This is a genomic window from Citrobacter sp. Cpo032, assembly GCF_030332975.1.
GTDB classification, from domain to species: domain Bacteria; phylum Pseudomonadota; class Gammaproteobacteria; order Enterobacterales; family Enterobacteriaceae; genus Citrobacter; species Citrobacter portucalensis.
Genome location: NZ_JAOWGU010000049.1, coordinates 137,064 through 161,582 on the forward strand (window position 1 = coordinate 137,064; position 24,519 = coordinate 161,582).

The following is a 24,519-nucleotide window of genomic DNA, read 5'->3' on the forward strand; positions in this document are numbered from 1 at the left end:
ATTCAGAAACTCATTTTATCGGAATGTGCGGATTTTGCGGCCATTCACGACTGAACTGTGATAGCCGTCAAACAAAAACAAACTGAATTATTTTACTCTGTGTAATAAATAAAGGGTACTTAGATGCCCTGTACACGGCGAGGTTCTCCCCCCTCGCCAATGCGTGAGAACGTAGAATACACAAAGTCAATCAAGCTGCATCAAGGCGGCAAGTGAGTGAATTGCAGGAGCTTACTAGAGTAAGTGTCTGGGATGAACGAGCGCAGCCCGCGCTGAGGCGGTTTGAAGGATGAAGTGTATAAGCACAAATACTCAGGAGCACTCCTAATTATGTTTAAGAATGCATTTGCTAACCTGCAAAAGGTCGGTAAATCGCTGATGCTGCCGGTATCCGTACTCCCGATTGCAGGTATCCTGCTGGGCGTCGGTTCCGCTAACTTCAGCTGGCTGCCAGCCGTTGTATCGCACGTAATGGCAGAAGCAGGCGGTTCTGTTTTTGCGAACATGCCGCTGATTTTTGCTATCGGTGTTGCGTTAGGCTTCACTAATAATGACGGTGTATCTGCACTGGCATCCGTTGTTGCTTACGGCATCATGGTTAAGACCATGGCTGTTGTTGCGCCGCTGGTTCTGCATTTACCTGCTGAAGAGATCGCCGCTAAACACCTTGCTGATACGGGTGTTCTCGGGGGGATTATCTCCGGTGCGATTGCAGCGTATATGTTCAACCGTTTCTACCGTATCAAATTGCCTGAGTATCTTGGCTTCTTTGCGGGTAAGCGTTTCGTTCCTATCATTTCTGGTCTGGCTGCCATCTTCACAGGTGTGGTTCTGTCCTTCATTTGGCCGCCGATTGGTACTGCTATTCAGACGTTCTCTCAGTGGGCTGCATACCAGAACCCGGTCGTAGCGTTCGGTATCTATGGCTTCATTGAACGCTGCCTGGTACCGTTTGGTCTGCACCATATCTGGAACGTTCCATTCCAGATGCAGATCGGTGAGTACACCAACGCTGCGGGCCAGGTGTTCCACGGTGATATTCCTCGCTATATGGCGGGTGACCCGACTGCGGGCAAACTGTCCGGTGGCTTCCTGTTCAAAATGTACGGTCTGCCGGCTGCTGCTATCGCTATCTGGCACTCTGCTAAACCAGAAAACCGCGCGAAAGTGGGCGGTATCATGATCTCCGCGGCGCTGACCTCGTTCCTGACCGGTATTACCGAGCCGATCGAGTTCTCCTTCATGTTCGTGGCGCCGATCCTGTACATCATCCACGCGATTCTGGCTGGTCTGGCATTCCCGATCTGTATCCTGCTGGGTATGCGCGACGGTACGTCGTTCTCCCACGGTCTGATCGACTTTATCGTTCTGTCCGGTAACAGCAGCAAGCTGTGGCTGTTCCCGATTGTCGGTATCGGTTATGCGATTGTTTACTACACCATCTTCCGCGTGCTGATCAAAGCGCTGGACCTGAAAACGCCAGGTCGTGAAGATGCTACCGAAGACAGCAAAGCAGGTGCGACCGGTGAAATGGCTCCGGCTCTGGTTGCTGCATTCGGCGGTAAAGAAAACATCACTAACCTCGATGCGTGCATCACTCGTCTGCGTGTCAGCGTGGCTGACGTTGCTAAAGTGGATCAGGCTGGCCTGAAGAAACTGGGTGCGGCAGGCGTTGTGGTAGCTGGTTCCGGTGTTCAGGCTATCTTCGGGACTAAGTCCGATAACCTGAAAACTGAAATGGATGAGTACATCCGTAACAGCTAAGCAGTAAGAAGTTGGGGAGAACTAAGGCAGCCTGCGGGCTGCCTTTTTTATTGCATTAATTAGCCTGAACGCGAATCGGTGCGGTGGCAGCGAACAGCCAGGGACGAGCCTCTGCGTTCACGCGCGGGGATAGCGTCTCTCTGACCTGCTGGTGGTAATCATCAATCCACTGTTTCTCAGCATCACTCAGCAGATGCAGTTCGACCAGATTCAAATCAATCGGTACCAGCGTCAGCGTTGAGAAACGACAGAAACCAGGACGACTGTTGATAATCTCCACCTGATTCTCAATACGGATCCCATATTGTCCGGCCAGATAATAACCCGGCTCGATGGTGATGATGTTGCCTGCGACCAGTGGCCACGGGTTTACTTTTTTGGCGATGCGATGGGGTTGCTCATGAATAAGCAACTGGTGACCCACGCCGTGTCCCGTGCCATGATCAAAATCCAGTCCCAGCTCCCACAACGCCCGGCGGCTAAAAGCATCCAGTTGATGGCCCTGAGTCCCGCTGGGAAACTGCAGCGAAATAAGCGACAAAAAGCCTTTCAACACGGCGGTGTAATGCAGGCGGCGTTGCGGATCCTGTGGGCCAAATGCGAGGGTACGCGTCGTATCCGTCGTACCATTGTGGTACTGGCCACCGGAATCATTCAGATACATGGCCTGCGAGGTAATTGGCGTATTGGTCTTTTCACTGGAGTGGTAATGACACATTGCGGCATTGCTGGCAGAGGCCGAAATCGTGCTGAAACTTTGCTCGATAAATCCCGGCTGCTGCTGGCGAAATTCCAGTTGCTTGGCCTGCGCTTCCAGCTCGGTGACCGGATTGCCTGCGGCTTCGCGCAAAGGAACTTCATGGGCCAGCCAGGCAAGGAAGTTTACCCAGGCTGCGCCATCTTGTTCATGGCATTCACGATAGCCTGCCAGTTCAACGTCATTTTTGTGGGATTTCATCAGAGTGATGGGATCGGGCGCCCAAAGAACGTTGCCACCGTGTTCTTCAATGGCAAAACGCAATGCGACCGGGGCGTAGTCTTTATCGACCAGGAAACGCTTCCCATTAGCTAATTGCTGGCAGCGAGTCAGAAAATTCTCTTGCGGGGCCAGAGTAAGCGTATCCAGCAGTGATGCGGGGAGCTGTTGCGTTTTATTGCTATCCACAAACCATTCCAGCTCACCGCTGCGATGGAGCAGGGCAAACGAAAACGGCACTGGCACCATGGCCAGATCCGAACCACGCACATTCAATAACCAGGCAATGTTATCTGGCAGGGTAATTGCCAGCACGTCAGCCTGGTGTTGAGCGAGTTGTTCCACGACGCGGGCACGCTTTTGCGTGCTGCTTTCCCCGCTGATTTCAATGGGCATTTCACGAATGATGCCGCAGGGTGCTGCCGGACGGTCTAGCCATACCTGGTCAAAAGGATCTTGCTCAAGAGGCACCAGCTCGCAGTGGGTTGCCGACAGTGCTTCAAACTGACTATTGACCATCAGCATTGGTTCAAAGCCGATACGTTTACCTGCTGCAACATGAGACTGCAAATAGTCGGCCAGCGGCTCATCGTGTAAATGATGAATTTCAAAATCATCCAGCGAGACTTCATTACGTACCTGGACCTGATAGCGTCCATCGACAAACATTAACGCGCGATCCCGAAGGACCAACGCGAGGCCAGCAGAGCCGCTAAAACCGGTCAGCCAGGCCAGTTTATTGTCATGCGGCGTACAATCTTCGCTTTGATGAGCATCGGCGCGCGGAACAATCATGCCATCCAGCCCCTGCGCTATCAGCAGGTTGCGCAGGGCGGAAAGAGGAGTTGAGTTGTGCATAGTTACCTTCAGGTCTTAACGGAACGGCGGTTCGTTGAATGTACGTAATTTACGGGAGTGCAGTCGGTCGCCTTCAGCACGCAAACGATCGATAGCCCGGATACCTATTTGAAGATGCTCAGAAATGGCACCTTCATAAAAACGGTTGGCCTGACCCGGCAGTTTGATCTCACCGTGCAGCGGCTTGTCGGAAACGCACAGCAGCGTGCCGTACGGAACGCGGAAACGGTATCCCTGGGCGGCGATGGTGGCGCTTTCCATATCGATAGCCACCGCGCGGCTGAGGTTAAAGCGTAGCGCAGAAGCGGAATAGCGTAGCTCCCAGTTGCGATCGTCAGTGGTGACGACGGTACCGGTACGCAGGCGCTGTTTAACCTCCTCGCCGGGCATACCGCTGACTTCTTTGGTGGCGTCATACAGTGCGCGCTGCACTTCCGCGATGCTCGGAATTGGAATATCTGGCGGCAGTACGGCATCCAGCACGTGGTCGTCACGCAGATAAGCGTGGGCCAGAACATAGTCGCCAATCGCCTGGCTTTCACGCAGCCCGCCACAGTGACCAATCATCAACCAGACGTCAGGACGCAGTACGGCCAAATGATCGCAAATGGTTTTGGCGTTAGACGGGCCAACGCCGATATTGACCAGCGTGATCCCCTGACCGTCGGCGGTGATTAAATGCCAGGCGGGCATCTGGTGTTTCTTCCAGGCGAGATCGGAGATGGCTTCTTCAGGCGCTTCAGTTTCAGCGGTGATCCAGATCCCGCCCGCACAAGAAAGCGCGATATACGGGCTGTCCGGGTCGAGGATCTGGCTGCAACCCCAACGCACAAACTCATCGACGTAGCGGGTGTAGTTGGTGAACAGCACAAACGGCTGAAAATGTTCAACCGGTGTTCCCGTGTAGTGGCGCAGTCGCGCCAGCGAAAAATCTACTCGTCGGGCGTCGAAGTGCGACAACGGGGAGAATTCCGCCGGATGATAGGTACCGTCGGCTGTTTCATCGCCAATCTGTGACAGCTCGGTTGTGGGGAAGTGGCGCGTTAGGCCGGCACTCATCGAGCGGTCGAGCGTCAGTTCAGAACCGTCAATGACATACGGATAGGGGATTTCATGCTGCGACGGCTCAACGGAGATATGCGCATCATAATCCTGATACAGCAGCGTGAGTTGTTCTTCAAGATACGGACGAAAAAGCGACGGACGGGTAATCGTAGTGGTGTAGCAGCCCGCATGGGTAAAACGACCATAGGCGCGGGTTTTAGGGGGATTGGTGGCGCTGCCATCCCAGGTGACACACAGTGATGGGTAAACAAAAAGACCGTTATGGCGGGCGATTACGTCAGGGAGCGTCCCTGTTTCAATATACTTACCAATGGCGCTACGCAGTGCTTTTACCGACTGCTCGTACAGCGCGTCCAGTTTATCCAGTGCCTGAGCCGGGGTCAGGCTGGAGCCCTTATTGTTCATGTCTGTCTCCTTGTTCCACAGATGTACTGCTCTCCCGATAGTATGTCACAGGAATGTGAAACAAAAGTCAGACGTTGAGGAAGATTGTGCGAAGATCGGACGGCCTCCGCACCCGGGCTTAACCGTGCTGCTTATCCCGCATCAGCAATGCTGTAGTGGCGGAAATAAGACAACCCGCCATCAGATAAATGGCCACACTGTGCCAGTCTCCGCCGGAGAATGTTACCAGCGCAGCAGCAATGAAGGGGGTAAAACCGCCGCCAACCACACTTGCTACCTGATAACCAACGCCAGCGCCGCTGTAGCGGTAGCTTGCGCCAAACAAACCGGTAAACATTGGTTGCTGCACGCAGACCACCATATCGTGTGCAATGTTGGCTAACATAATTGCGAAAAACACGATCCAGAAAATGGATTGCGCTTCTAACGCTATAAAGAACGGGAATGCGCTGAGCGTCCCCACCAGCGCGCCGGTAATGTAAACGCGCCGGCGACCAAAGCGGTCGGCGAGCCAGGCAAAGCAGGGGATGGTCAGACAGCTCAGCCCTCCCACCAACAAGCCGATATTCAGAAACAGTTCGCGAGGTAAGCCCAGATTCTGCGTGGAGTAATTTAGGGCAAACGCGGTGACGATATACATCGTCAGCAGTTCACACAGGCGCAGAGCGATAATTTTCAAAAAGGCACCTGGATGACGGATTAACGCCTCGACTACCGGTAGTCTCTTTTTCTCTGGTTGCGCTGCCTGCTGCTGCTGTTCGAATTCGGCTGATTCATCCATTCGGTTACGCATCCACAACGCGCCCAATACCAGCACGATGCTGAACAGGAATGGAATACGCCAGCCCCAACTCAGGAACTGCTCATCGGTGGTTTGCGAGCTAATCAGCGAGACCAGACCGGTAGAAAGCAGTAGCCCGACGCCATAACCGACCTGAACACCGCTGCTGTAGAAGGCTTTTTTATTTTTCGGCGCGCTTTCGACGGAGAGCAACGCCGCGCCGCCCCATTCACCGCCAACGGCGAATCCCTGAATAGCACGCAGCGTCACCAGCAGAACGGGAGCCCACCAGCCAATGGTGTCAAAGGAAGGAATAATCCCTATCAGTGCAGTGGCGATCCCCATCATCCAGACGGTGAGCATCAGCATACGTTTACGCCCCAGGCGGTCGCCGAAGTGGCCGAAGATCACCCCGCCTAGCGGGCGGAACAAGAATCCGACGCCAAAGGTGGCAAATGCGGCAAGTGTCCCCATCGCCGGGCTGACCTGCGGGAAGAACTCGCGGTTAAAGACCAGTGCGGCAGTGATGCCGTAAAGCAGAAAATCATACCAGTCGACCACGGCACCCGCGAAGCTACCAAGCGCAGCGCGTCGGGCGCGGTTAAGTGAAGAGGCGTCCTGTTGGGGACCCGTGGAGGTGAGGGAGGAATCCATAGTTATCCTGTCTGTACTGTTTTTTAGTTATTAGTATTTGAGTTGGGTTACACACATTGCAGTCGCAATATTAACGACCGTTATGAGATTACCGCGACAGACGGGAAGTGAAAACGATTATCTCCCTCATCTGAGGGCAACATGAAAAATAAGATGAATGAGAAATCTGAACCTGGTGGAATCGTGGCCTGTCAGGAGTGTTCTGATTTCAGGTGTAACATCAGGAGCGCTGTATTTGGGGAAGTTATAAACCCACTTTCATAATGGTATACGGAGATTCGGTGAAACCACATCGCTCATAAGCACGAATCGCACGCCCGTTATCTCCGTGGACATATAAGCGAAGCTCCAGTGCCTTTTCTGATCTAGCTTCTTTTGTAAGATGTTTGATGAGCTCATCAGCTAATCCCATCCCACGATGCTCCGGGGCGATATAAAAGCTTTGGATCCACCAGTAGTCATTTCCATGAAAATCACTCCATTCTTTTACGACAGAGGTATTGGCGATCACTGTTGCTGAAGAATCTTCCATGACCCAATATTTTGAACGTGGGTTTTCACTAAACGCCGACGAAACGCCACGCTCCACAGCAACAAGGTCAATCACTGAACCTTCAGATTCTTGTGCTTCCTGAGTGGTGAATTCGATGATTTTATTGATATCGTCAGGCGTAGCTGGTCGAATAAAGTAGTTCATAAGTCTGGCTCTCATTAGCGTTGCGGCTATACGAATCGCGCAATACCCTACATCAAATCTTGTTCAATGTCCGCTTCTGGCACAAAGCGGCCGGTCACCCGCTAGACAGCAATCCCCATGATCCTGATGACGCTCTGCTGTGAAGCTGTTTTGAAATAGTCTCTTTTAATTAAGGTCATGCCCTGTTTGCGGTAGAAATTACAGGCGCGTTCGTTCTGTTCAAGAACCTCCAGCCATACAAAGTCTTTCCCCCTGGCCCGGGCCAGCGCTTTGACGGTGTCAAACATCACCTGACCGTAACCTTTACGGGTGTCTGCAGGATCAAGATAGAGTTTGTTAAGCAGCATCCCTGACATATTCGTATCAGGGATGCTGCTTTCATAGGTCACTTTCGCAAAACCAATTGGCCTATCGGTCTCTGCTACATACCAACAGACCGCTTGCTCTTTCAGGCTCTGTTCCAGCTCGTCCAGAGAATATTCGCTTGCTAAAAAAGCTTCCAGTTCAGACTTTGACTCCCACAGATGTTCAAAGTGTGCGCGGTAGATGCGGTAGCCCAGCGCATTAAGCAACATCGCGTCGGCAGGTGTGGCTTCACGGATTTGTAATGTCATGAATGATTCCTGTCCTGGTAATAAATTAACGATTACTGAACTATATCAAAACTGTCAGTGATACAGTGGTATGCGAATATTTCAGAGGCTTATCAGTATGAAGATTGTTTTTATCCCTGCGTTGATCGCCGTCCTGATTGATAAAGAACAGGACATGGGACGGGAATTGACCCGCGATGAGGTTGAGTCCATCCGCGATGGCGCTACAGCCATTCGCCTGCCGGCCGAAGCAGCCGAGGGCATAATCAGAGAGCGCGGCTACCGCGATATTGATCCTGAGAATGTCTGGCGCGAGTGGCAGGCGTATAAAGCTGACTGAATGTCGATGGGAGCACGCTGCTTAAGTAGCGCATGAAAATTGTGCACTTACATGGATGCGTTTATTCCGCATCTGGCGTGGAACTGAGGGGCAACTTTGAGCGACATGCAGCCAGTCAGTTTTGAATAAAATTTAACGGCTAAATCGACGCCCCGTAATTTTTATAAGTGGGGCATTTTTATCTTCAGAACCTATTAACTCCAGCCTTGTTTACTACGACGGATATAAGGTAATACGGATAATAAAGCCAGAACCGCTAATACCATTCCAATCCATAGAGCTGAACGTAAACCGAATCCAGATGAAATTGCCATTCCACCTAAATAAGAACCGCCACCTAATCCAATATTGATCACGGAAGTATGAACGGCATTGACCATTGGCCCTGGATGTGCCACGCTGACAATTCTTGTCATCATTGCCGGATTCATTGGTACGCCAGATAAACCGATAAGTATAACAGCCAGAATAGCAATGACCTGATATTGAACAAATAGCGCCATGCCGAGCAAAGAAATACTCAATATTGTTAAGCCGACAACCATAACAGTTAAACTATGGCGATATGCAAGACGTCCCGTTACCATATTCCCGATGATATTGGCTAGTCCATAAAGCATCAGAATGAAGGGAACCGTCTGCATTGTAAATTCACTGACATCAGTCAGCACGGGAACAAAATAACTGAATGCCGCAAAACTTGCCCCCAAAATCAAACAGCTGGTTGCACAGGCTTTCCAATAGGCTTTATTTTTAAATGCCTTAATCTCTTCAGCCATCTTGATAGCACCGCCGCCGCTCATATGTGGCAATAAACGTACTAATGCTAGCAGGCATATGAAAACCAGGACCGCGACCAGCCCAAAACTCATTTTCCAGCCCCAGTGCTGGTCAATGATTGTCGCGATAGGTACACCAAAGACATTGGATACCATAAAACCTGCTATCACTATTGATGCGGCACGAGGGCGATTTTCAACAGATACAAGAGCCATACTTGTCGCGAGTGAAAGACTTAAACACCCTGCACATAAAATACCTGTCACGATTCGAATGGCAACTAACACATTGTAATCAGGGGCAAAGACGCTTAATCCTTGTACGATAACATATAACCCTAACAGCCATAATAATGTTGAGCGATAGGGCGCTTTAAACTTAAGAAAGGTGTAGGTTAATACCGGGCCACCTAGCATTACACCGAATGCATAATATGAAATCAAATGCCCGACTTCGCCGACTGTAACACCAAATGCTTCCGATAGCGTGGTCATCATACCCGCCACCATTAACTCTGCTGTACCTAATGAAAAAATGGCTAACCCTAAAATATAAACGACTAATGGCATGTTTTTTTATTTTTCCTTGTATTGGAATGATCGTTACAAAAATGAGTGCAAGTAAATAATGAATTTTTTCGCTTAAATTTATAAATTGATTAACAGACCAGCGACGACATCTTCGAGGATTTTTCTATCTGTAATGTTTTTATTCAGTACACGTAAACCGTAATAGCCTGCCATAAAGCCTCTCGCCATTTCGACGGCTGATGCTTTATTGTTCAGTTCGCCGGTTCGTTGGCCTTCGATGAATACCGACACCAGCGTTTTTTCTAAATGCTGACGATATTCATTATTCAGGCTCGCAACGGCTTCATCTTTACTGCCCATCTCCAGGGCTGAAAATAAGACCATCGCATCATGCTGCTCTGGCTGAGAAAGATCTTCGGCAATACCCCAGAGCAGAAGGGTATGCAATCGCTCTTTTACCAGACCTGGCTGTGTGAGTATTGTTAACTGTGCTGACATAGTTTGTTCGTGGCTGCGCAACAAAGCTTGCTCGTACAGGGCTTGCTTGCTTCCAAAGGCATTGTATAGGCTTCCCCGCCCTAATCCCGTACCATTGCATAAATCTTGCGCAGAGGTGCCTGCATAACCATTGGCGCTGAAAACAGCGACGGCAGCATCAATGACATCCTGATCTTCGAACTTTCGTGGACGACCTGGAAAGGTTGGTTTTTCAGCACTCATAGGGATGTGGGACTTGAAATGAGTTGAGGCGGCATAGTATTGATTATGGAACGATCAGTCAAATAATTTTCATAAAAAAATCAGTGGTGATGCGCAGACAGATTTTCTTATGAATTGCTATGCGTTTCTATAGAGGGATGTGTGGATTTTATCCTTTCCAGGATAGTACGTTGATACAACGGCAACCACGCGTAATGGTTAATCATCACACCGGAATCTGCCGTATTCTAGTGAACGTCCAACGTCCCCCTTCGATTAAGGATAGTGTTGCATCGACCGATTGAACTCACAGGGCAGAGTAAAGTCATCGCAGCGTGAGTGATATGACAGGCGACCTGTTGAGGCCATGGTACCATTACAGACTGTATCATCTACCTCACTACACACATTGGCCTGCCAGATACTGGTTCGGGGTGTATCTCCGTATCCACGCTGAATATGGTTCTCAGCAATCCAGGGTTCATCACCTCTTCTGGTGTGCCTTGCGCCATAACATGTCCGTTCGCCATGACCACCAGATGGTCGCAGTACCGGCTGGCTTGATTAAGGTCGTGCAGCACGGCGACCACCGTTTTCCCCTGAGCCCTGAGTTCGCCCATCAGCCGCATCAGTTCCACCTGGTGATTGATATCGAGATAGGTGGTTGGCTCATCGAGTAGTACAACGGGCGTATCCTGCGCCAGGACCATCGCCAGAAATGCGCGCTGTCGCTGACCGCCAGAAAGATCGGTTAACCGTCGGTCAGCAAGATGTTGGATCTGCGTCTGGCTCATAGCATCATGGACCCGCGTATTGTCTTCAACGGAGAGACGCCCCCAGAGTGACAACCACGGGTTGCGACCGTACGAAACAAGCTCCTGGACGGTGATCCCCTCGGGAGTTAAATGGTGCTGGGGCAGCAGCGCCAGCCTGCGGGCTAGCTGGCGTGATGAGAGCGTATTGATGGCACTATCGCCGAGAAATACGCCGCCGGACTGCGGCGTTAACAGTCGTGAAAAACAGTTTAACAACGTTGACTTCCCGCAGCCGTTAGGGCCGAGCAGGGCGGTTGTCTTCCCCGCTGGTAGGGCGAGTGAAACGCCATCAAGCACCTTGTTTGTACCGTAACAGACCGTCAGATTTTCAGTTCGTAATGTCATTTATCGCATTCTCACAAGCAGCCAGACAAACCATGGTGCACCGATAATGGCGGTCAGCACGCCAGCCGGAAGTTCCAGAGGAGGATGAATAATTCGCGCCAGCAGGTCGGCAACCACCAGCAGCAACGCACCTGTCATGGCTGAAACGGGCAGCAGCCAGCGGTGACGTCCACCAGTAATGCTGCGCACCATATGCGGCACCACAAGACCAATAAAGCTAATTGGGCCGCAGACGGCCACGCCGGTCGATGTCATGGCGACGGCCAGTAGTAAAGCCTGGAGCCGAATACGCGGCACCGACACACCGAGCGTGGCGGCGCGCGCATCGCCCAATGCCAGGAGGTCGAGATCGCGGCAAAAACGCAGACTCAGCGGCAGAAACAAAATCAGCAGTGGGGCGGCTATTTTCACAAAGCTCCAGTCACGGCCCCATAAGCTGCCGGTCAGCCACAGCAGGGCGCTGTTCACATCCTGCGGGTGCGAAAGCATCAGATAATCCGTCAGGCTGGCCCAGCAGGCAGAGAGCGCAACACCCGTGAGCGCCAGCTTCATCGGCTGGCTGGTGTTCGCCAGTATTCTCAGCAGGATCAGGCCCGCCATGCCACCGGCAAAGGCCAGCAGCGGCAGAGTAATCACCGGTAGTGACGGTAAGAGAAGCAGCGTGCCCACAGAGGCCAGGCTGGCGGCATGGTTTACGCCGAGGATATCCGGTGATGCCAGAGGGTTACGCACGATCCCTTGTACCAGCACGCCTGCCACCGCGAGGGCTGCACCGACAAGCAGCGCCAGTAGCAGTCGCGGCAGGCGGTACGCCGTTAATACGTAATGATATTCGCGCCCGGTCTGCCAGTCGCTCAGCAGAGCACGCCAGGGAACGGCGATCACCCCCATTTGTAGTGACAAAGCCGAAAGTCCTGCCAGCGCGAGGGCGATGAAAATGACGAACGCAATTTTCATCCACGCCTCCTGACCAGCCAGACAAAACAGGGTGCACCAATCAGCGCCACTACTGCCCCCGCGGGCAATTCGCCAGGGAAAGCCAGCGCTCGGGCCAGAACATCAGCCAGCAGCAGCAGCGTGGCGCCCATAAGCATGCTCATCGGCAGGACCTTGCGCTGATCGAATCCCACCCAGAAGCGAGCCAGATGCGGCATCAGCAGACCGATAAACGCCACCGGACCTGCCACGCTGACGCAGGTACCGACCAGAAGCAGCACCAGAACATTGATGATCAAACGGAGCTTCGGCAGATTCACCTCCAGCGTGCGGGCGGTGCTGTCACTGACGTTAAGCAGGTTCAGTTGATTAGCCAGCAGCAATACCACCGGTACAGCAACCACTACCATTGGGAAAAGCTGCCAGAACTCCTGCCAACGTGCGTGGGATACGCCTCCCGCAAGCCAGTAAAAAATGCCGTAGGCGTGATCTTCCGTCAGCAGCAGAGTGATGCGGGTAAGGGCCATGCAGAAAGCCGAGAACGCGATGCCCGCGAGGATCAATTTGTTTCTGTCCTGGGTGTGGCGAAATCCACCACCTGCGGTCATCACCATCAGCCAGCTTACGCCACCGCCGCAGGCGGCGATAAAGGCGATGGAGTAACCCGTAGCTGGCGCAGGGCTGATAGCGCTGGTAAGCGCCATCGCCAGCGCTGCGCCACTGTTAATACCGAGTAGTGAAGGGGAGGCCATTGCATTATGCGTCAGGGTCTGCAGCAGCGTTCCCGCCAGAGCCAGGCTTGCGCCGATCAAAATGGCGACCAGGCTTCTCGGCAAACGAAGGTTTTGCACCAGCGCTTGTGGAAGCGTCGGCGTATGGCCTGGCAGCAGGGCGTGAATGGCATCAACGCCAGAAACAGGAATGGCCGAGTAGCAAAACAGACTCAGCCAGAAGATAGCGATAAGCGCGACAAGGGGAAGCCCCCACTGTAGCGCTGGATGTTTGAAAACTGTCATTTCACATCGGATAAAGGCTGGTGGTGAAAGATTTTTACCGTGTCGCTGGCAATGCGTTCGGCTGCGAAAATGCCGCGCATCCGCGCCCAGGCGTTACTGTCGACCGACGCCGTCTGCTGTTTTTGCGCCGCAGTTAGCATCTGCCACAGCGGGTCTTGTTGCCAGCGTTTCACGATGCTCTCTTCACGATAGTGCGCGACCAGCAGCCATGCCGGATTGAGCGCCAGCAGCTGTTCCAGACCGATGGACGGCATAGACGAACCCGCCATAGCCGCAGGCGCTGTCAGCCCCAGAGAGGTCAGGACGCCCCCGGTCCAGGTCTCCTGCGTGTGCAGGTTGAACTGCTGCTCCCGGGACGTACCAAACACCACCATCGTGTTTTTTGGCAGTTGGTTGGCCCACGCTGACATCTGTTGTTGGTGTTGCGCCAGGCGTGACTGCATCTGTGCCTTTTTACCCACGATTGCACCGATGATGGCCGCAGATTGCAGATTTTCAGCGTAAGTTTCATTGCGGGACTTGAGCAGCAGCACAGGTGCGATTTGCTGTAAGGCGCTGTAAATACCCGCATGGCGGTTGCTGTCGGCAATGATCAGATCCGGTTTCAGCGCGCTGATGGCTTCTAAACTCGGCTGCGCACGCGTGCCGACAGACTGCCAGGGTTTCAGATGGGCACGAACCTCTGGAAGAATGCGCATGGCATCGTTATCGTCGGCAATGCCGACCGGACTGACATCGACAGCAGCCAGTGCGTCCGCGAACGACAGTTCCAGCACCACTATCCGTTGTGGCGTTTTATCAAGCGTAAAGGTGCCATGTTCGTCATGAACCGTGGCGGCAAAAGCATGGCCGGTGAACAGCAGAGCGGCGAATAGCGTACGTAATAGTGTGAACATGTAAATTGCCTGCGTCGGGTGGCGTTTCGTTTGCCCGACCTACAAAAGCATCATGCAGGCCGGTCAACCGGGATTTAGAACTTCAACGAACCCTGCATATACAGCGTGCGCGGCTGGCCTGCGTAGATGCCTTTGTTGTTGTCGTCGTAAGAGCGGGTGAAATACTCATGGTCGAAGATATTTTTCACGCCAAACGCCAGGTTCAGGTCTGCCATCTGCGGACCAAAGTCATAGGCCATGCGTGCGCCCCAGAGCATAAAGCCAGGGATGCGACCGGTACTGCCGTCAGCGCTCTCTTTAACGGTGTTGGCGTTATCCGCAAACTGGCTGGACTGGAAATCACTATTCAGATTGAAGGTCCAGTTGCCCGGCTTATAGTCCACGCCCAACGTGCCTTTGTGTTTTGGTGAGAAGGGCACCTGATTGCCATAGGTATCGCCTTTCTCGCGGATCTCAGCGTTCACATACGCATAGCTTGCGTAGACTGAAACGTTGTCGAGCGTTGGCGTCAATGTGCCGAGATCATAGCGAGTCTGAGTTTCCAGTCCGGTATGGCGCGTTTTACCGCGTGCGGTAACGGTGTCGTTGGTTTGGTTGGAATCGTACTGATTATTAAAGTTAATCAGGAACAGCCCCATTTCCGCCGTCAGCGCGCCATCGTCGTATCGGGTTCCGAGCTCCCAGGTTCGCGCTTTTTCCGGTTCCACATTGCCGCTTTGCACAGCCTTGCCAATTTGGCTGTACTGTACGGTGCCGAATGAGCCTTCAGTGTTTGCATAAAGATTCCAGCTATCAGTCAGGTGATAAAGCACATTTAGCGCCGGAAGTGGGGCGTTGTAGCTTACTTCCTCATGTGTGCCTTTGATGGCGTTGTTCTGGTATGACTCGATATGTTCAAAGCGCATACCCGGTGTGATAGTCCAGTTGCCAATGTCGATTTTGTCATCCAGATACCAGGCGTGCGCTTCGGTGCCGGAACGAGTGTCGCGATCGTAAGGGCTGGCGCTGGACGGCAGTTGTCCACTGCTGGTGGCCGTGTAGTAACGCATTTCATGCGTCGACTCGCTCACATAGCGGTATCCCACGCCCACTTCGTGCGCGGAAGGACCCACCATAAAGCTCTGACTGTAGCGTGGTTCAATGCCGCGTACCCAGTAGTTACGCGGTGAAAGGGTGAGGCGTTTTCCCTGTTCCAGGTAGCCGCTGCGCAGGGTTTCAGTGTAGAAGCCCTGAATATTGAATTTATGCTGGCTGTCCGGCTGGAACTGATAGCCGAGGCTTGCCAGCTTGCGGCGCCCCCAGAAGCGATCGTAAGGGCGCGTGGATTGCCAGCGGTCGGCGTCGTAATCCGCGCGAGACAGGCCGCCGGGCATGTCGGCTTCACCGTCGTAGTATTGCAACAGACTGTTGAAGGTATGCACTTCGTTTGGCGCATATTTGCTTTTCAGCATCAGGTCGTCGATGCGGGTCGCGCTGTGTTCGCGCCAGTCGCTTCCACGTGTACCGGAGTAAAGCAGGGCGGTACCAAAACCGTTATCCGCCGTGCCGCCCACCATCAGGTTGTGCGTTTCTTTTGGGTTATTTTGTGAAGATGTTGGGCTGAGCTGGCCTTCCACGCCGGCTTCCATGCCGAAGTCTTGCGGAATAGCGCGGGTAACAAAGTTCACCACACCGCCCACGCTCTGTGGCCCGTAACGCACCGCGCCACCGCCGCGAACCACGTCGATGGCGTCCATATTTCCGAGTGAGACAGGCGCCAGTGAAAGCTGCGGCTGGCCGTAAGGGGCAAACGGCACGGGAATACCGTCCATCAGCACCGTTGAACGGCTGGCCAGGCGCGGATTCAGGCCGCGAATACCAAAGTTCATTGCCAGATCGTGGCTACCGGTGCCGTTGTTTTCTGGGGCGGTAACGCCAGGAATGCGGTTCAGTACCTCGCGCATGGATGTTGCGCCGGTTTTGGCGAAATCCTCACGGCGGATAACGTCACGTGCGCCAGCATGTTCGAAAACGTCGTTTTCGCGCGCATCCCCCAGCCAGTCGCCCACCACGGTCAGGGCATCTTCTTGCGGTGTTGGTGCGGGCTCCAGCGTCCAGCTATTATTACCCAGCGATTTCACCTGCAGGCCACTACCGTTCAGCAGGTGTTGCAGGCCGGTTTCGACGTCGTAGTCACCGTGAAGACCGTTACTCTGTTTGCCGCGAGTCAGGCTGGCGTCAACCGACAGGGTAATTCCGCTGAGCGCGGCATACTGATTAAGGGCTTTGTCGAGCGAACCCGGTGCAATATCAACCTGCGCTGCGAAGGCGGATAACGACAGCCCGGCCAGCGGCAGCAGGCTCAGGCGAACGGCGTTAACCAAAGGTGTTGTTTTGCGAAAAACGCGTAAAGGCGTCATACCTTCTCCATCATCATTTTTGTTGTGTTCATCTATGAGTCGAATGAGAAGGGGAAAAAGGACAATCGAAATGAGAATTATTTTTCTTACAATGCAGAAATATTTACCCAGTATCGCGTAACTGACTGAATTTTCACTGGAAGAGTCTTGGCAATAACATCCAGGATTGCATCAGTATTTTTCAGCGGGAAAGTGCCACTCAGGCGTAATCCGGCCACAGCCGGATCGCAGCGCAGCACGCCGTTGCGATAACGGCTCAGCGTGGCAATCACTTCACCCAAAGGTTTATCGCTGAAGCTCAGAATGCCCTGCGTCCAGGTGGCGCTTTCATCATCCGCTGAGGCTATTGCACCAAATTCAGACGCGCTAAACTGCAGGCTCTCGCCAGCGCTGACGATGCGTTTTTCCTGCGGACGATTTGCCAGTAAGACTTCTACAGCATGTTGTTGAACGACAACGCGTGTGACGTTGTCCTGCTGGTAGACGGTAAATTCTGTGCCTAATGCGGTGAGCTGGCCCTGGCGGGCCACAACGCGGAAAGGTCTCTGCTGCGCGTCTTTTGCGGTGGTAATAGCAATTTCGCCGTACCAGAGATGGACAGCGCGTTGACGCGTATCAAAACGAACATCCGCGGCGCTTTGTGTGTTGAGCGTCAGCAGAGAACCATCTTCCAGCCGCTGATGGCTCACCGCGCCTTTGGCGGTGCGGTAATCCGCGCGCAGACCTTCACCGGCTTCAGACTGCCAGAGCTGCCAGCCGCCGCCCACGCCGAGCAGCAGCAGTAGCCCTTTCATGACATGACGACGGGTAAGGCGCGTATCGTGCAGCGCCCGGCTGGCAACATTGCCCGGTACGCGGCTGAGCTGGCTGCGCAGGTTTTCAACCTGTTGCCAGGCCCACTGATGATCTTTGTCCTCATCGTACCATTGTTGCCAGCGCGCTTCTTGCCGTGGGCTGACACGCTCGCCGCTCAATACAGCATACCAGTGCGATGCCGAGCGCAATGCCTGGCGGCGAGAATCGGTGATAGAAGCATTCACAGGCCGTGCTCCAGACGAAACAGCAGACAATGTTCGATAGCCTTTGCCATATACTTTTTCACCGAGCTGACGGAGATACCGAGCTTCAGCGCGATCTCGCTGTATGTCAGACCATCCAGTTGCGAAAGCAGAAACGCTTCTCGTGTTTTCCCGTTCAGCCCGTCAAGCATGCTGTCGATGAGTTGCAGGGTTTCGAGCTGGCTCTCGCGTTCCTCGGGGGAAGGCGCGAGCGCCTCCGGCATAAGCGCCAGCATCTCCAGATAGGCTTTTTCCAGCGCGTTTCGGCGAAACAGGTCGACCATCACCCGTTTGGCGAGAGTGCACAGAAAGGAGCGCGGATCGCGGATCGTCGAGAGCGAGTCGCTGCCCATTACCCGTAGAAAAGTGTCCTGGGCAATGTCATCTGCATCAAAGGCGGACTGGAGTTTGCGCGTCAGCCAACTTTTCAGCCAGCCGTGATGTGCGCCATAAAGCGACTCGAGCGTAAAGGAAGCAGTGGTAGTGGCGTGGTCAGACATGCGGAATGTATCAAAAGTTAATTATCACGCGATTATAGTAATATGAGAATGGTTATCATTACAATTAGAAATATAATTGTATTACGTTGAACTTCTTAATGCGTTGTTATTTATAAAAATGTTATGAGGTGGATATCGGATGGGGAAGGGGAGTCTGCTTCTGGCATGTGACGGTTGGAATGACATCTGACCATGTCTGCTGTGAGCATGGAGCAGACGAATGCTTTAAAGCATGCTGAACTCTTTAAAAGTAAACCGTCTTGGGAGGACACCGAGAGCAGAGCAGCTGTTACTTTTCGGGAAAAGGTGAGTTGTGGATCAGGAAATGCTCAATCGAGTCGATTAAACCGGGAGCTAAGGGGAGCGCGGGTTCAGCGTATGTCGCGATATTCGCTTTGCGATCGTCCGAAGTCACCTCTTTCATAACATGGTTCATATTGGGCAGTATAACCAGGGACGCTTGAGGATTCGCGGCCTTAAGCAGTCCTGCATCCGTTTCTTCCACCTGGAGATCGCGTTGCCCTTGTAGCACTAACACGGGTTTGGAAATACTCGAAATGAGATGACCCGGATTATATGAAAACGCATTGATCAAAAACCCCTGAACAGCAGGATTAAAGATACTTTGCAGTGCTGGGTGAATATTCGTAATATCGACTCGCTGCTGATGCTCCAGAGCATCAATTATCGGCAGCGCCTGCTTTAATAGAATTTCATTTTCCGGATTAGCGTTAAGTTGCCCCCTCAACACCTCGCCCATCGGCCTCCCGGGCGTTGCGATAAGAACCACACCGCACACATTCTCTTCTTGAGCCGAGGCAAGTGCGACTACGCCCCCTTCGCTGTGCCCTAAAACCCAAATACAGGGGGTGTGCATGTGACGTCGAAGCACGTCTACCCAGGATCGAATGTCGTCAACATAGTCAGCAATCGTCACCGCATTGGCATCCTCTACAGCCATTGCGCTAGCGAACATTCCACGTTTGTCGATACGAAGCGTCGCAAAGCCTTTGGCAGCAAGGCCTTCAGCAAGAAGTCGGTAAGGCGATGCATTCACACCAAGCGGGTTGTTTCCATCCCGATCGGTTGGCCCGGAGCCAGGAACGATAAGAACAACGGCTGTTGGTTTTGAATTCGGGGTGAGTAACGTGCCTTTCAAAGGGCCTTTTGGCCCTGCGGCATCCAGGACAGTTTCGGAAAAGGTCACCGGTACTGCCGCCAGACTCACAAATGGGCAAGCGCCCAAAAGGGCAATTGAGGCGGCAATATTCATTGGAGATGTTCCTGTAAAATTCAGCGTATCCGTCAATTTATATTATAAATATGGCCTGCTCTCCATTGATTAATATATCAGCGGCGATAGAAAACGCCGCTGCTGGCACAGAACGGAGGTACTGGGTGAGTTTAAAGTCTGCAGTGAGCGAAGAGCGGACATCTCAACTCATTGTTGGTCCTGTCTATTGATATGGAAGCCCGGAACGGCAAGCGTCTGGAACAAATACCTGCGGCTATTATGAATGAAGTGTTGGCCAAACTAAGTTGAGGTTTTGATATGTGCAATGAGCAATGGCATAAAAGCAAAAAGCCTGCTTAGTTTCCTAAGCAGGCTTCTTAAATATGGCTCCTCTGACTGGACTCGAACCAGTGACATACGGATTAACAGTCCGCCGTTCTACCGACTGAACTACAGAGGAATCGTTTGAACGAGGCGCATATTAGCGAGGGTGGTGAGGCTTGTCAAAGGGGTAAATACATTTGTGTGTTCGTTTGCTGACAAAATCAGCAAAGAGGCGATCTTTCCGTCTTTTTATGCTTTTGCCCCATTCTGGTGCGTGTCTACCTCTTCCAGGGCAGACTGAATGAGATACTTAGGTGTGCAGAATGATCTTCCTTCGCTTTTACTCCTGACTTTACGCGGCTTTAACCGTAAAACACCGTTTTAGAAGAAAGTGGCAAGCATCTTGCAATCCTGAATTCAATGACTGCCAGCACGGGTTCTGGTATTCCGACAGGAGGCAAAATGAACTTCAGACGACTGAAATATTTCGTGAAAATCGTCGATATTGGTAGCCTGACCCAGGCAGCGGAAGTGTTGCACATTGCGCAACCCGCGCTGAGCCAGCAGGTCGCTACGCTGGAAGGTGAGCTGGATCAGCAATTGCTGATTCGTACCAAGCGTGGCGTCACGCCGACGGAAGCAGGAAAAGTGCTATATACCCACGCCCGGACGATTTTACGTCAGTGCGAACAGGCGCAACTTGCGGTTAATAACGTGGGCCAGACTTTGAGTGGACAGGTCTCTATCGGCCTTGCGCCGGGGACAGTCGCGTCATCCATTACCATGCCGTTATTACAGACGCTACGTGCCGAACTGCCTGATGTGCTGGTCTATTTGCATGAAAACAGTGGGGCAGTGCTGAATGACAAGCTGCTCAGCGGGCAGTTAGATATGGCAGTGCTCTATGAGCGTTCACCCGTGGCGGGCATCAGCAGTCAACCGTTGCTTAAAGAGGATCTGTACCTGGTTGGCACGCGTGAGTGTCCGGGGCAAAGCGTCGATTTAGCCGCAGTGGCGCAGATGAATTTGTTCTTGCCACGGGATTACAGCGCGGTTCGCCTGCGCGTGGATGAAGCTTTTTCGCTACGTCGCTTAACGGCTAAAGTGATTGGCGAAATTGAGTCTATCTCCACCCTAACGGCCGCCATTGCCAGTGGTATGGGTGTCACAGTGTTGCCTGAGTCGGCCGCCCGTTCATTATGCAATGCGGCTAACGGCTGGATGGCGCGCATTACAACACCGTCGATGAATCTGCCATTATCGTTGAACGTATCCGCCAGAGGGAGCTTATCGCCCCAGGCGCAGGCCGTGAAGGAGATCCTGTTGTCGCTGGTCAGCCGTCCGGCGCTGGAAAATCGCGAGCTGCAGCTGGTCAGCTAAACCTTATTCCCGCAAGGAATAAGATGCAGGTTTTTATTATTTGTTATGCCGGGCATCAGACTTTAACAATAGCGTAATGTCTGATGTGCCCGGAGCGAAACGTGAATTTCCAGCAACTTAAAATAATCCGCGAGGCGGCTCGTCAGGATTACAACCTGACAGAGGTCGCGAATATACTGTACACCTCGCAGTCGGGCGTCAGCCGACACATTCGTGAACTTGAAGATGAACTTGGTATCGAGATTTTTATCCGTCGCGGTAAACGCCTGTTGGGCATGACCGAACCGGGTAAAGCCTTGCTGGTGATTGCCGAGCGTATTCTGAATGAGGCCAGCAATGTTCGTCGACTGGCGGATCTGTTTACCAATGACACGTCCGGCGTTCTGACGATTGCCACCACGCATACCCAGGCACGCTATAGCTTGCCTGCGGTGATAAAAGCTTTTCGTGAGCTGTTCCCTGAGGTGCGTCTGGAACTTATTCAGGGCACGCCACAGGAGATTGATGTCCTGCTACAAAATGGCGGGGCAGATATCGGAATTGCCAGTGAGCGGCTGAGCAGCGATCCATTGTTGGTGGCTTTTCCCTGGTTTCGTTGGCACCACAGCCTGCTTGTTCCTCACGACCATCCATTAGTGAAAGCCTCTCCGCTCACGCTGGAGTCTATTGCTCACTGGCCGTTAATTACCTATCGTCAGGGGATTACAGGGCGTTCCCGCATCGATGAAGCATTTGCTCGCAAAGGGCTGATACCGGATATTATTCTCAGCGCCCAGGACTCGGATGTGATTAAAACTTACGTGTCGCTGGGGTTGGGGATTGGGCTGGTGGCAGAGCAATCCAGCGGCGAGCAGGAAGAGGGGACCTTAACCCGTCTGGATACCCGGCATTTGTTTGATGCAAATACCGTTTGGCTGGGGCTTAAACGCGGACAGCTGCAGCGCAACTACGTCTGGCGATTCATCGAGCTATGCAATGCAGGGTTATCCGTCGATGAAATTAAGCGTCAGGCGATGGAGCCAGATGAGGCGGTGATTGATTATCAGATTTAACTACAAAAGCCCGTGAGTAAACGGGCTTCCCTGACGTCGCTGAATAGCGGGTAGAAAGCTGCGTTACCTCAAGGTCTCCAGCCTCAGATCCTGCGTCGGCACCCGCGACAATATCGAACAAGACACCGCCCGTCCCGAATCCGCATAAATAAACTGAAATCCATTCTTCACCGAAAGAACATCTCGATTGGTAAACGTATAGAATTTATTACTCTGACTACGCCGGGCATCGGAAACATAAAAACTATTGTTTTCCCACAGCACGCTAACGTGCTGGAACAGATGAAATGTCACCTCCGCCCAGCCTCTGTCCGGGCAACGTAGCGTGACTTTCTCACCGGCTATTGTACTCAATGGAATTACTAATAAAGCGGTTAGCGCTGCTTTCAGCAGTATCGGCATGGGCTAGTATGGGTCTCATTCTGATGTCGTTGCACGATAAGATACTTAACCATGACGTTAACGAATTGGATCATAGAGACATTTTGCATAAGCAGACGGACATTCTCCCATCGGCAGTATGGAAAAACCTGGTGTGGAGTGAAGCGCTCTACCTGGCTAATGGGATCGCAGAAAAGCAAAAAGCCTGCTTAGTTTCCTAAGCAGGCTTCTTAAATATGGCTCCTCTGACTGGACTCGAACCAGTGACATACGGATTAACAGTCCGCCGTTCTACCGACTGAACTACAGAGGAATCGTTTGAACGAGGCGAATATTAGCGATGCCGCTCAGCGTTGTCAAAGCCTGAATGGATAAATGCGATCGTTTGCTGAAATATTCCCCATTTCGCCGCTTATTCAGACGCAACCGGTTGTTTTATGCACTTTTCGCGTTCGGGGCGTGGGTATTTCCACAGCCAGCGGCCGGTGACCATACGCCAGTAAAATAACGCGGCGCGTACGGCCCAGTCGAAGAACATGCCTAACCAAACGCCGACAACTCCCCATCCTAATACGATACCCAGGGTGTAACCCGCGACTACGCGGCAGCCCCACATGCCCAGCATCGATACCCACATAGCAAAACGTGCATCTCGCGCACCTTTAAAGCCTGCTGGTAACACCCAGGAGGCTGCCCATATCGGCATAAATGCTGCGTTGAGCCAAATCAGGATGACTATGACCTCTTTTACATCCTGATCGTGGGTATAAAATGAGGCCATTACCCCGGCGAAAGGAGCGGTTAACCAGGCAATTGCCGTCAGGCCGATCGTCGACAGCCAGAATACATGCCGTAGCTGGATTTCAGCTTGGGCAATCTGGCCATTTCCCAGACGCCTGCCGGTAATGATTGTCGACGCGGAACCTAAAGCATTCCCCGGTAAGTTGATAAGCGCGGCGATAGAAAATGCAATAAAGTTCCCGGCGATAACGCTGGTTCCCATGCCTGAAACAAACATCTGCGTCAAAAGTTTACCGCCATTGAACAGCACTGACTCGATACTTGCCGGAATGCCGATCCCCATCACCTCCCAGATAATGGCGAGATTGAGTGGCTTAAAATAGCTTTTGAAGGGAATTCGCAGCGCGGGGTTAAAACCAATCATCAGTACCCAGATGATGGCAATCGCCCCGATGTAGCGCGAAATGGTCAGTCCCAGGCCTGCTCCCACAAATCCCAGACCTTGCCAGGAAAAGATCCCGTAAATCAGGATGCTACTGATGATGATATTCAGGATGTTCATGCCGCCGTTAATCAACAACGGTATTTTTGTATTTCCGGCTCCACGTAGTGCGCCACTGCCGATCAGCGCAATGGCTGCCGCCGGGTAGCTGAGCACCGTCAGCTCCAGATAGGTGAGTGCCAAAGCTTTAACGTCTGGCGTTGCTTCACCTGCGACAACGTCAATAATCTGTTGACCAAAATAGTGAATGACTGCTGCCAGCACGGTAGCAAAAATTGTCATGATCACCAGTGATTGTCTGGCCGCGGCTCTGGCCCGTCGACGATCTCGTTTCCCGAGGCTAAATGCTACAACCACGGTGGTGCCCAGATCGATGGCGGCGAAAAATGCCATGATGACCATATTAAAGCTGTCGGCGAGTCCAACCCCGGCCATCGCTTCTTTTCCCAACCAGCTGACCAGGAAAGTACTCAGAACACCCATCAATAGCACACAGGTGTTTTCCAGAAAAATGGGGACAGCCAGCGGAGTGATTTCGCGCCAAAAGAGAACCTTATAACTCTTGCGTTTGGCATACCAGGGCGTGCGGGAAGCGACCTGGCGTAAGGCAGCGGAGACGTTCAAAGTGGACCTTAACGAAGAAAGTTGAAACCTCATTTCAAATGATGAGGGAGAATCGAAAAAGCTGCAAAGTTTTTTCTATTTAAAATGTCTGTAAATGCAACAAACTGTCGAGAGAAGCATCAATTGATTCGCATTCGAGGAAATGGGGTTTGACAAAATTTTTTTCGCCGCTAA

Annotated in this window: 20 protein-coding genes and 2 tRNA genes; 4 read left to right on the forward strand and 18 right to left on the reverse strand. The window is 52.5% G+C overall.

All coding sequences use genetic code 11. The features are described 5' to 3' along the window. The first annotated feature begins 330 nt into the window (after positions 1 to 330). The gene (gene ptsG / locus OGY33_RS19115) at positions 331 to 1,764 is read left to right on the forward strand and encodes a PTS glucose transporter subunit IIBC (RefSeq protein ID WP_003836725.1); all 1,434 of its coding nucleotides are present in this window, start codon (positions 331 to 333) and stop codon (positions 1,762 to 1,764) included. A gap of 55 nt (positions 1,765 to 1,819) precedes the next feature. Here the strand turns inward: ptsG and OGY33_RS19120 are convergent, their stop codons facing one another. The 5 genes from OGY33_RS19120 to OGY33_RS19140 form a co-directional block, all read right to left on the reverse strand. Next, positions 1,820 to 3,598, reverse strand: coding sequence for an aminopeptidase P family protein (locus tag OGY33_RS19120; RefSeq protein WP_191238633.1), 1,779 nt, complete (start codon positions 3,596 to 3,598; stop codon positions 1,820 to 1,822). A gap of 15 nt (positions 3,599 to 3,613) precedes the next feature. Next, entirely contained in the window at positions 3,614 to 5,068 is a 1,455-nt protein-coding gene (locus tag OGY33_RS19125; protein WP_032942969.1) for an AMP nucleosidase, read from the reverse strand. 118 nt (positions 5,069 to 5,186) lie between these two features. After that, complete coding sequence (shiA, locus tag OGY33_RS19130; protein WP_191238631.1) at positions 5,187 to 6,503, reverse strand: shikimate transporter; 1,317 nt, start codon at positions 6,501 to 6,503, stop codon at positions 5,187 to 5,189. Positions 6,504 to 6,747: 244 nt separating this feature from the next. Beyond that, positions 6,748 to 7,200, reverse strand: coding sequence for a GNAT family N-acetyltransferase (locus OGY33_RS19135; RefSeq protein ID WP_191238630.1), 453 nt, complete (start codon positions 7,198 to 7,200; stop codon positions 6,748 to 6,750). A gap of 101 nt (positions 7,201 to 7,301) precedes the next feature. Continuing rightward, on the reverse strand, positions 7,302 to 7,814 hold the full coding sequence (locus OGY33_RS19140) for a GNAT family N-acetyltransferase (RefSeq protein ID WP_191238629.1): 513 nt from the start codon (positions 7,812 to 7,814) through the stop codon (positions 7,302 to 7,304). A gap of 97 nt (positions 7,815 to 7,911) precedes the next feature. On the opposite strand from OGY33_RS19140, the gene OGY33_RS19145 reads away from it, so the two are divergent. Next, on the forward strand, positions 7,912 to 8,133 hold the full coding sequence (locus OGY33_RS19145; RefSeq protein ID WP_128611808.1) for a hypothetical protein: 222 nt from the start codon (positions 7,912 to 7,914) through the stop codon (positions 8,131 to 8,133). Between the two features lie 194 nt (positions 8,134 to 8,327). Here OGY33_RS19145 and OGY33_RS19150 read toward each other — a convergent pair whose 3' ends face one another. The 11 genes from OGY33_RS19150 to OGY33_RS19200 form a co-directional block, all read right to left on the reverse strand. Then, a complete protein-coding gene (locus OGY33_RS19150; RefSeq protein WP_191238628.1) occupies positions 8,328 to 9,482 on the reverse strand; it encodes an MFS transporter in 1,155 nt (384 codons plus the stop codon). Positions 9,483 to 9,560: 78 nt separating this feature from the next. Continuing rightward, on the reverse strand, positions 9,561 to 10,163 hold the full coding sequence (locus OGY33_RS19155; RefSeq protein ID WP_008784381.1) for a TetR/AcrR family transcriptional regulator: 603 nt from the start codon (positions 10,161 to 10,163) through the stop codon (positions 9,561 to 9,563). A 371-nt stretch (positions 10,164 to 10,534) separates the two neighbouring features. Continuing rightward, positions 10,535 to 11,302, reverse strand: a complete 768-nt coding sequence (fecE, locus tag OGY33_RS19160; RefSeq protein ID WP_191238627.1) for a Fe(3+) dicitrate ABC transporter ATP-binding protein FecE — start codon at positions 11,300 to 11,302, stop codon at positions 10,535 to 10,537. Beyond that, positions 11,303 to 12,259: a Fe(3+) dicitrate ABC transporter permease subunit FecD gene (gene fecD / locus OGY33_RS19165; RefSeq protein ID WP_191238626.1), complete on the reverse strand. Its 957-nt coding sequence runs from the start codon at positions 12,257 to 12,259 to the stop codon at positions 11,303 to 11,305. It lies immediately after the preceding gene. Beyond that, on the reverse strand, positions 12,256 to 13,254 hold the full coding sequence (gene fecC, locus OGY33_RS19170) for an iron-dicitrate ABC transporter permease FecC (protein ID WP_191238625.1): 999 nt from the start codon (positions 13,252 to 13,254) through the stop codon (positions 12,256 to 12,258). Before fecC ends, fecD begins: the two co-directional genes overlap by 4 nt. After that, positions 13,251 to 14,150 carry a Fe(3+) dicitrate ABC transporter substrate-binding protein FecB gene (locus OGY33_RS19175; RefSeq protein ID WP_191238624.1) on the reverse strand — a complete coding sequence of 300 codons (900 nt, stop codon included), beginning with the start codon at positions 14,148 to 14,150 and terminating at the stop codon, positions 13,251 to 13,253. The genes fecC and OGY33_RS19175 overlap by 4 nt, the downstream gene beginning before the upstream one ends. A gap of 74 nt (positions 14,151 to 14,224) precedes the next feature. Continuing rightward, positions 14,225 to 16,549, reverse strand: coding sequence for a TonB-dependent Fe(3+) dicitrate receptor FecA (gene fecA, locus OGY33_RS19180; protein ID WP_191238623.1), 2,325 nt, complete (start codon positions 16,547 to 16,549; stop codon positions 14,225 to 14,227). A gap of 86 nt (positions 16,550 to 16,635) precedes the next feature. Further along, the gene (gene fecR, locus OGY33_RS19185; RefSeq protein WP_048214442.1) at positions 16,636 to 17,589 is read right to left on the reverse strand and encodes a ferric citrate uptake sigma factor regulator FecR; all 954 of its coding nucleotides are present in this window, start codon (positions 17,587 to 17,589) and stop codon (positions 16,636 to 16,638) included. Beyond that, positions 17,586 to 18,107 (reverse strand): ferric citrate uptake sigma factor FecI, encoded by a 522-nt coding sequence (gene fecI, locus OGY33_RS19190; protein ID WP_008784388.1) that lies wholly within the window; start codon positions 18,105 to 18,107, stop codon positions 17,586 to 17,588. Before fecI ends, fecR begins: the two co-directional genes overlap by 4 nt. A gap of 289 nt (positions 18,108 to 18,396) precedes the next feature. Next, a complete protein-coding gene (locus tag OGY33_RS19195; protein WP_191238622.1) occupies positions 18,397 to 19,380 on the reverse strand; it encodes an alpha/beta hydrolase in 984 nt (327 codons plus the stop codon). 345 nt (positions 19,381 to 19,725) lie between these two features. Then, a tRNA-Asn gene (locus OGY33_RS19200) sits at positions 19,726 to 19,801 on the reverse strand. A 326-nt stretch (positions 19,802 to 20,127) separates the two neighbouring features. Here OGY33_RS19200 and nac point away from each other — a divergent pair. Then, complete coding sequence (nac, locus tag OGY33_RS19205; RefSeq protein ID WP_008784390.1) at positions 20,128 to 21,045, forward strand: nitrogen assimilation transcriptional regulator NAC; 918 nt, start codon at positions 20,128 to 20,130, stop codon at positions 21,043 to 21,045. A gap of 101 nt (positions 21,046 to 21,146) precedes the next feature. Beyond that, positions 21,147 to 22,097 carry an HTH-type transcriptional regulator Cbl gene (cbl, locus tag OGY33_RS19210; RefSeq protein ID WP_048214440.1) on the forward strand — a complete coding sequence of 317 codons (951 nt, stop codon included), beginning with the start codon at positions 21,147 to 21,149 and terminating at the stop codon, positions 22,095 to 22,097. Positions 22,098 to 22,715: 618 nt separating this feature from the next. On the opposite strand, the gene OGY33_RS19215 is transcribed toward cbl, so the two are convergent. Both OGY33_RS19215 and OGY33_RS19220 read right to left on the reverse strand, forming a co-directional pair. After that, a tRNA-Asn gene (locus OGY33_RS19215) sits at positions 22,716 to 22,791 on the reverse strand. A 99-nt stretch (positions 22,792 to 22,890) separates the two neighbouring features. After that, the gene (locus OGY33_RS19220) at positions 22,891 to 24,378 is read right to left on the reverse strand and encodes an EmmdR/YeeO family multidrug/toxin efflux MATE transporter (protein ID WP_003846749.1); all 1,488 of its coding nucleotides are present in this window, start codon (positions 24,376 to 24,378) and stop codon (positions 22,891 to 22,893) included. Positions 24,379 to 24,519 lie beyond the last annotated feature (141 nt).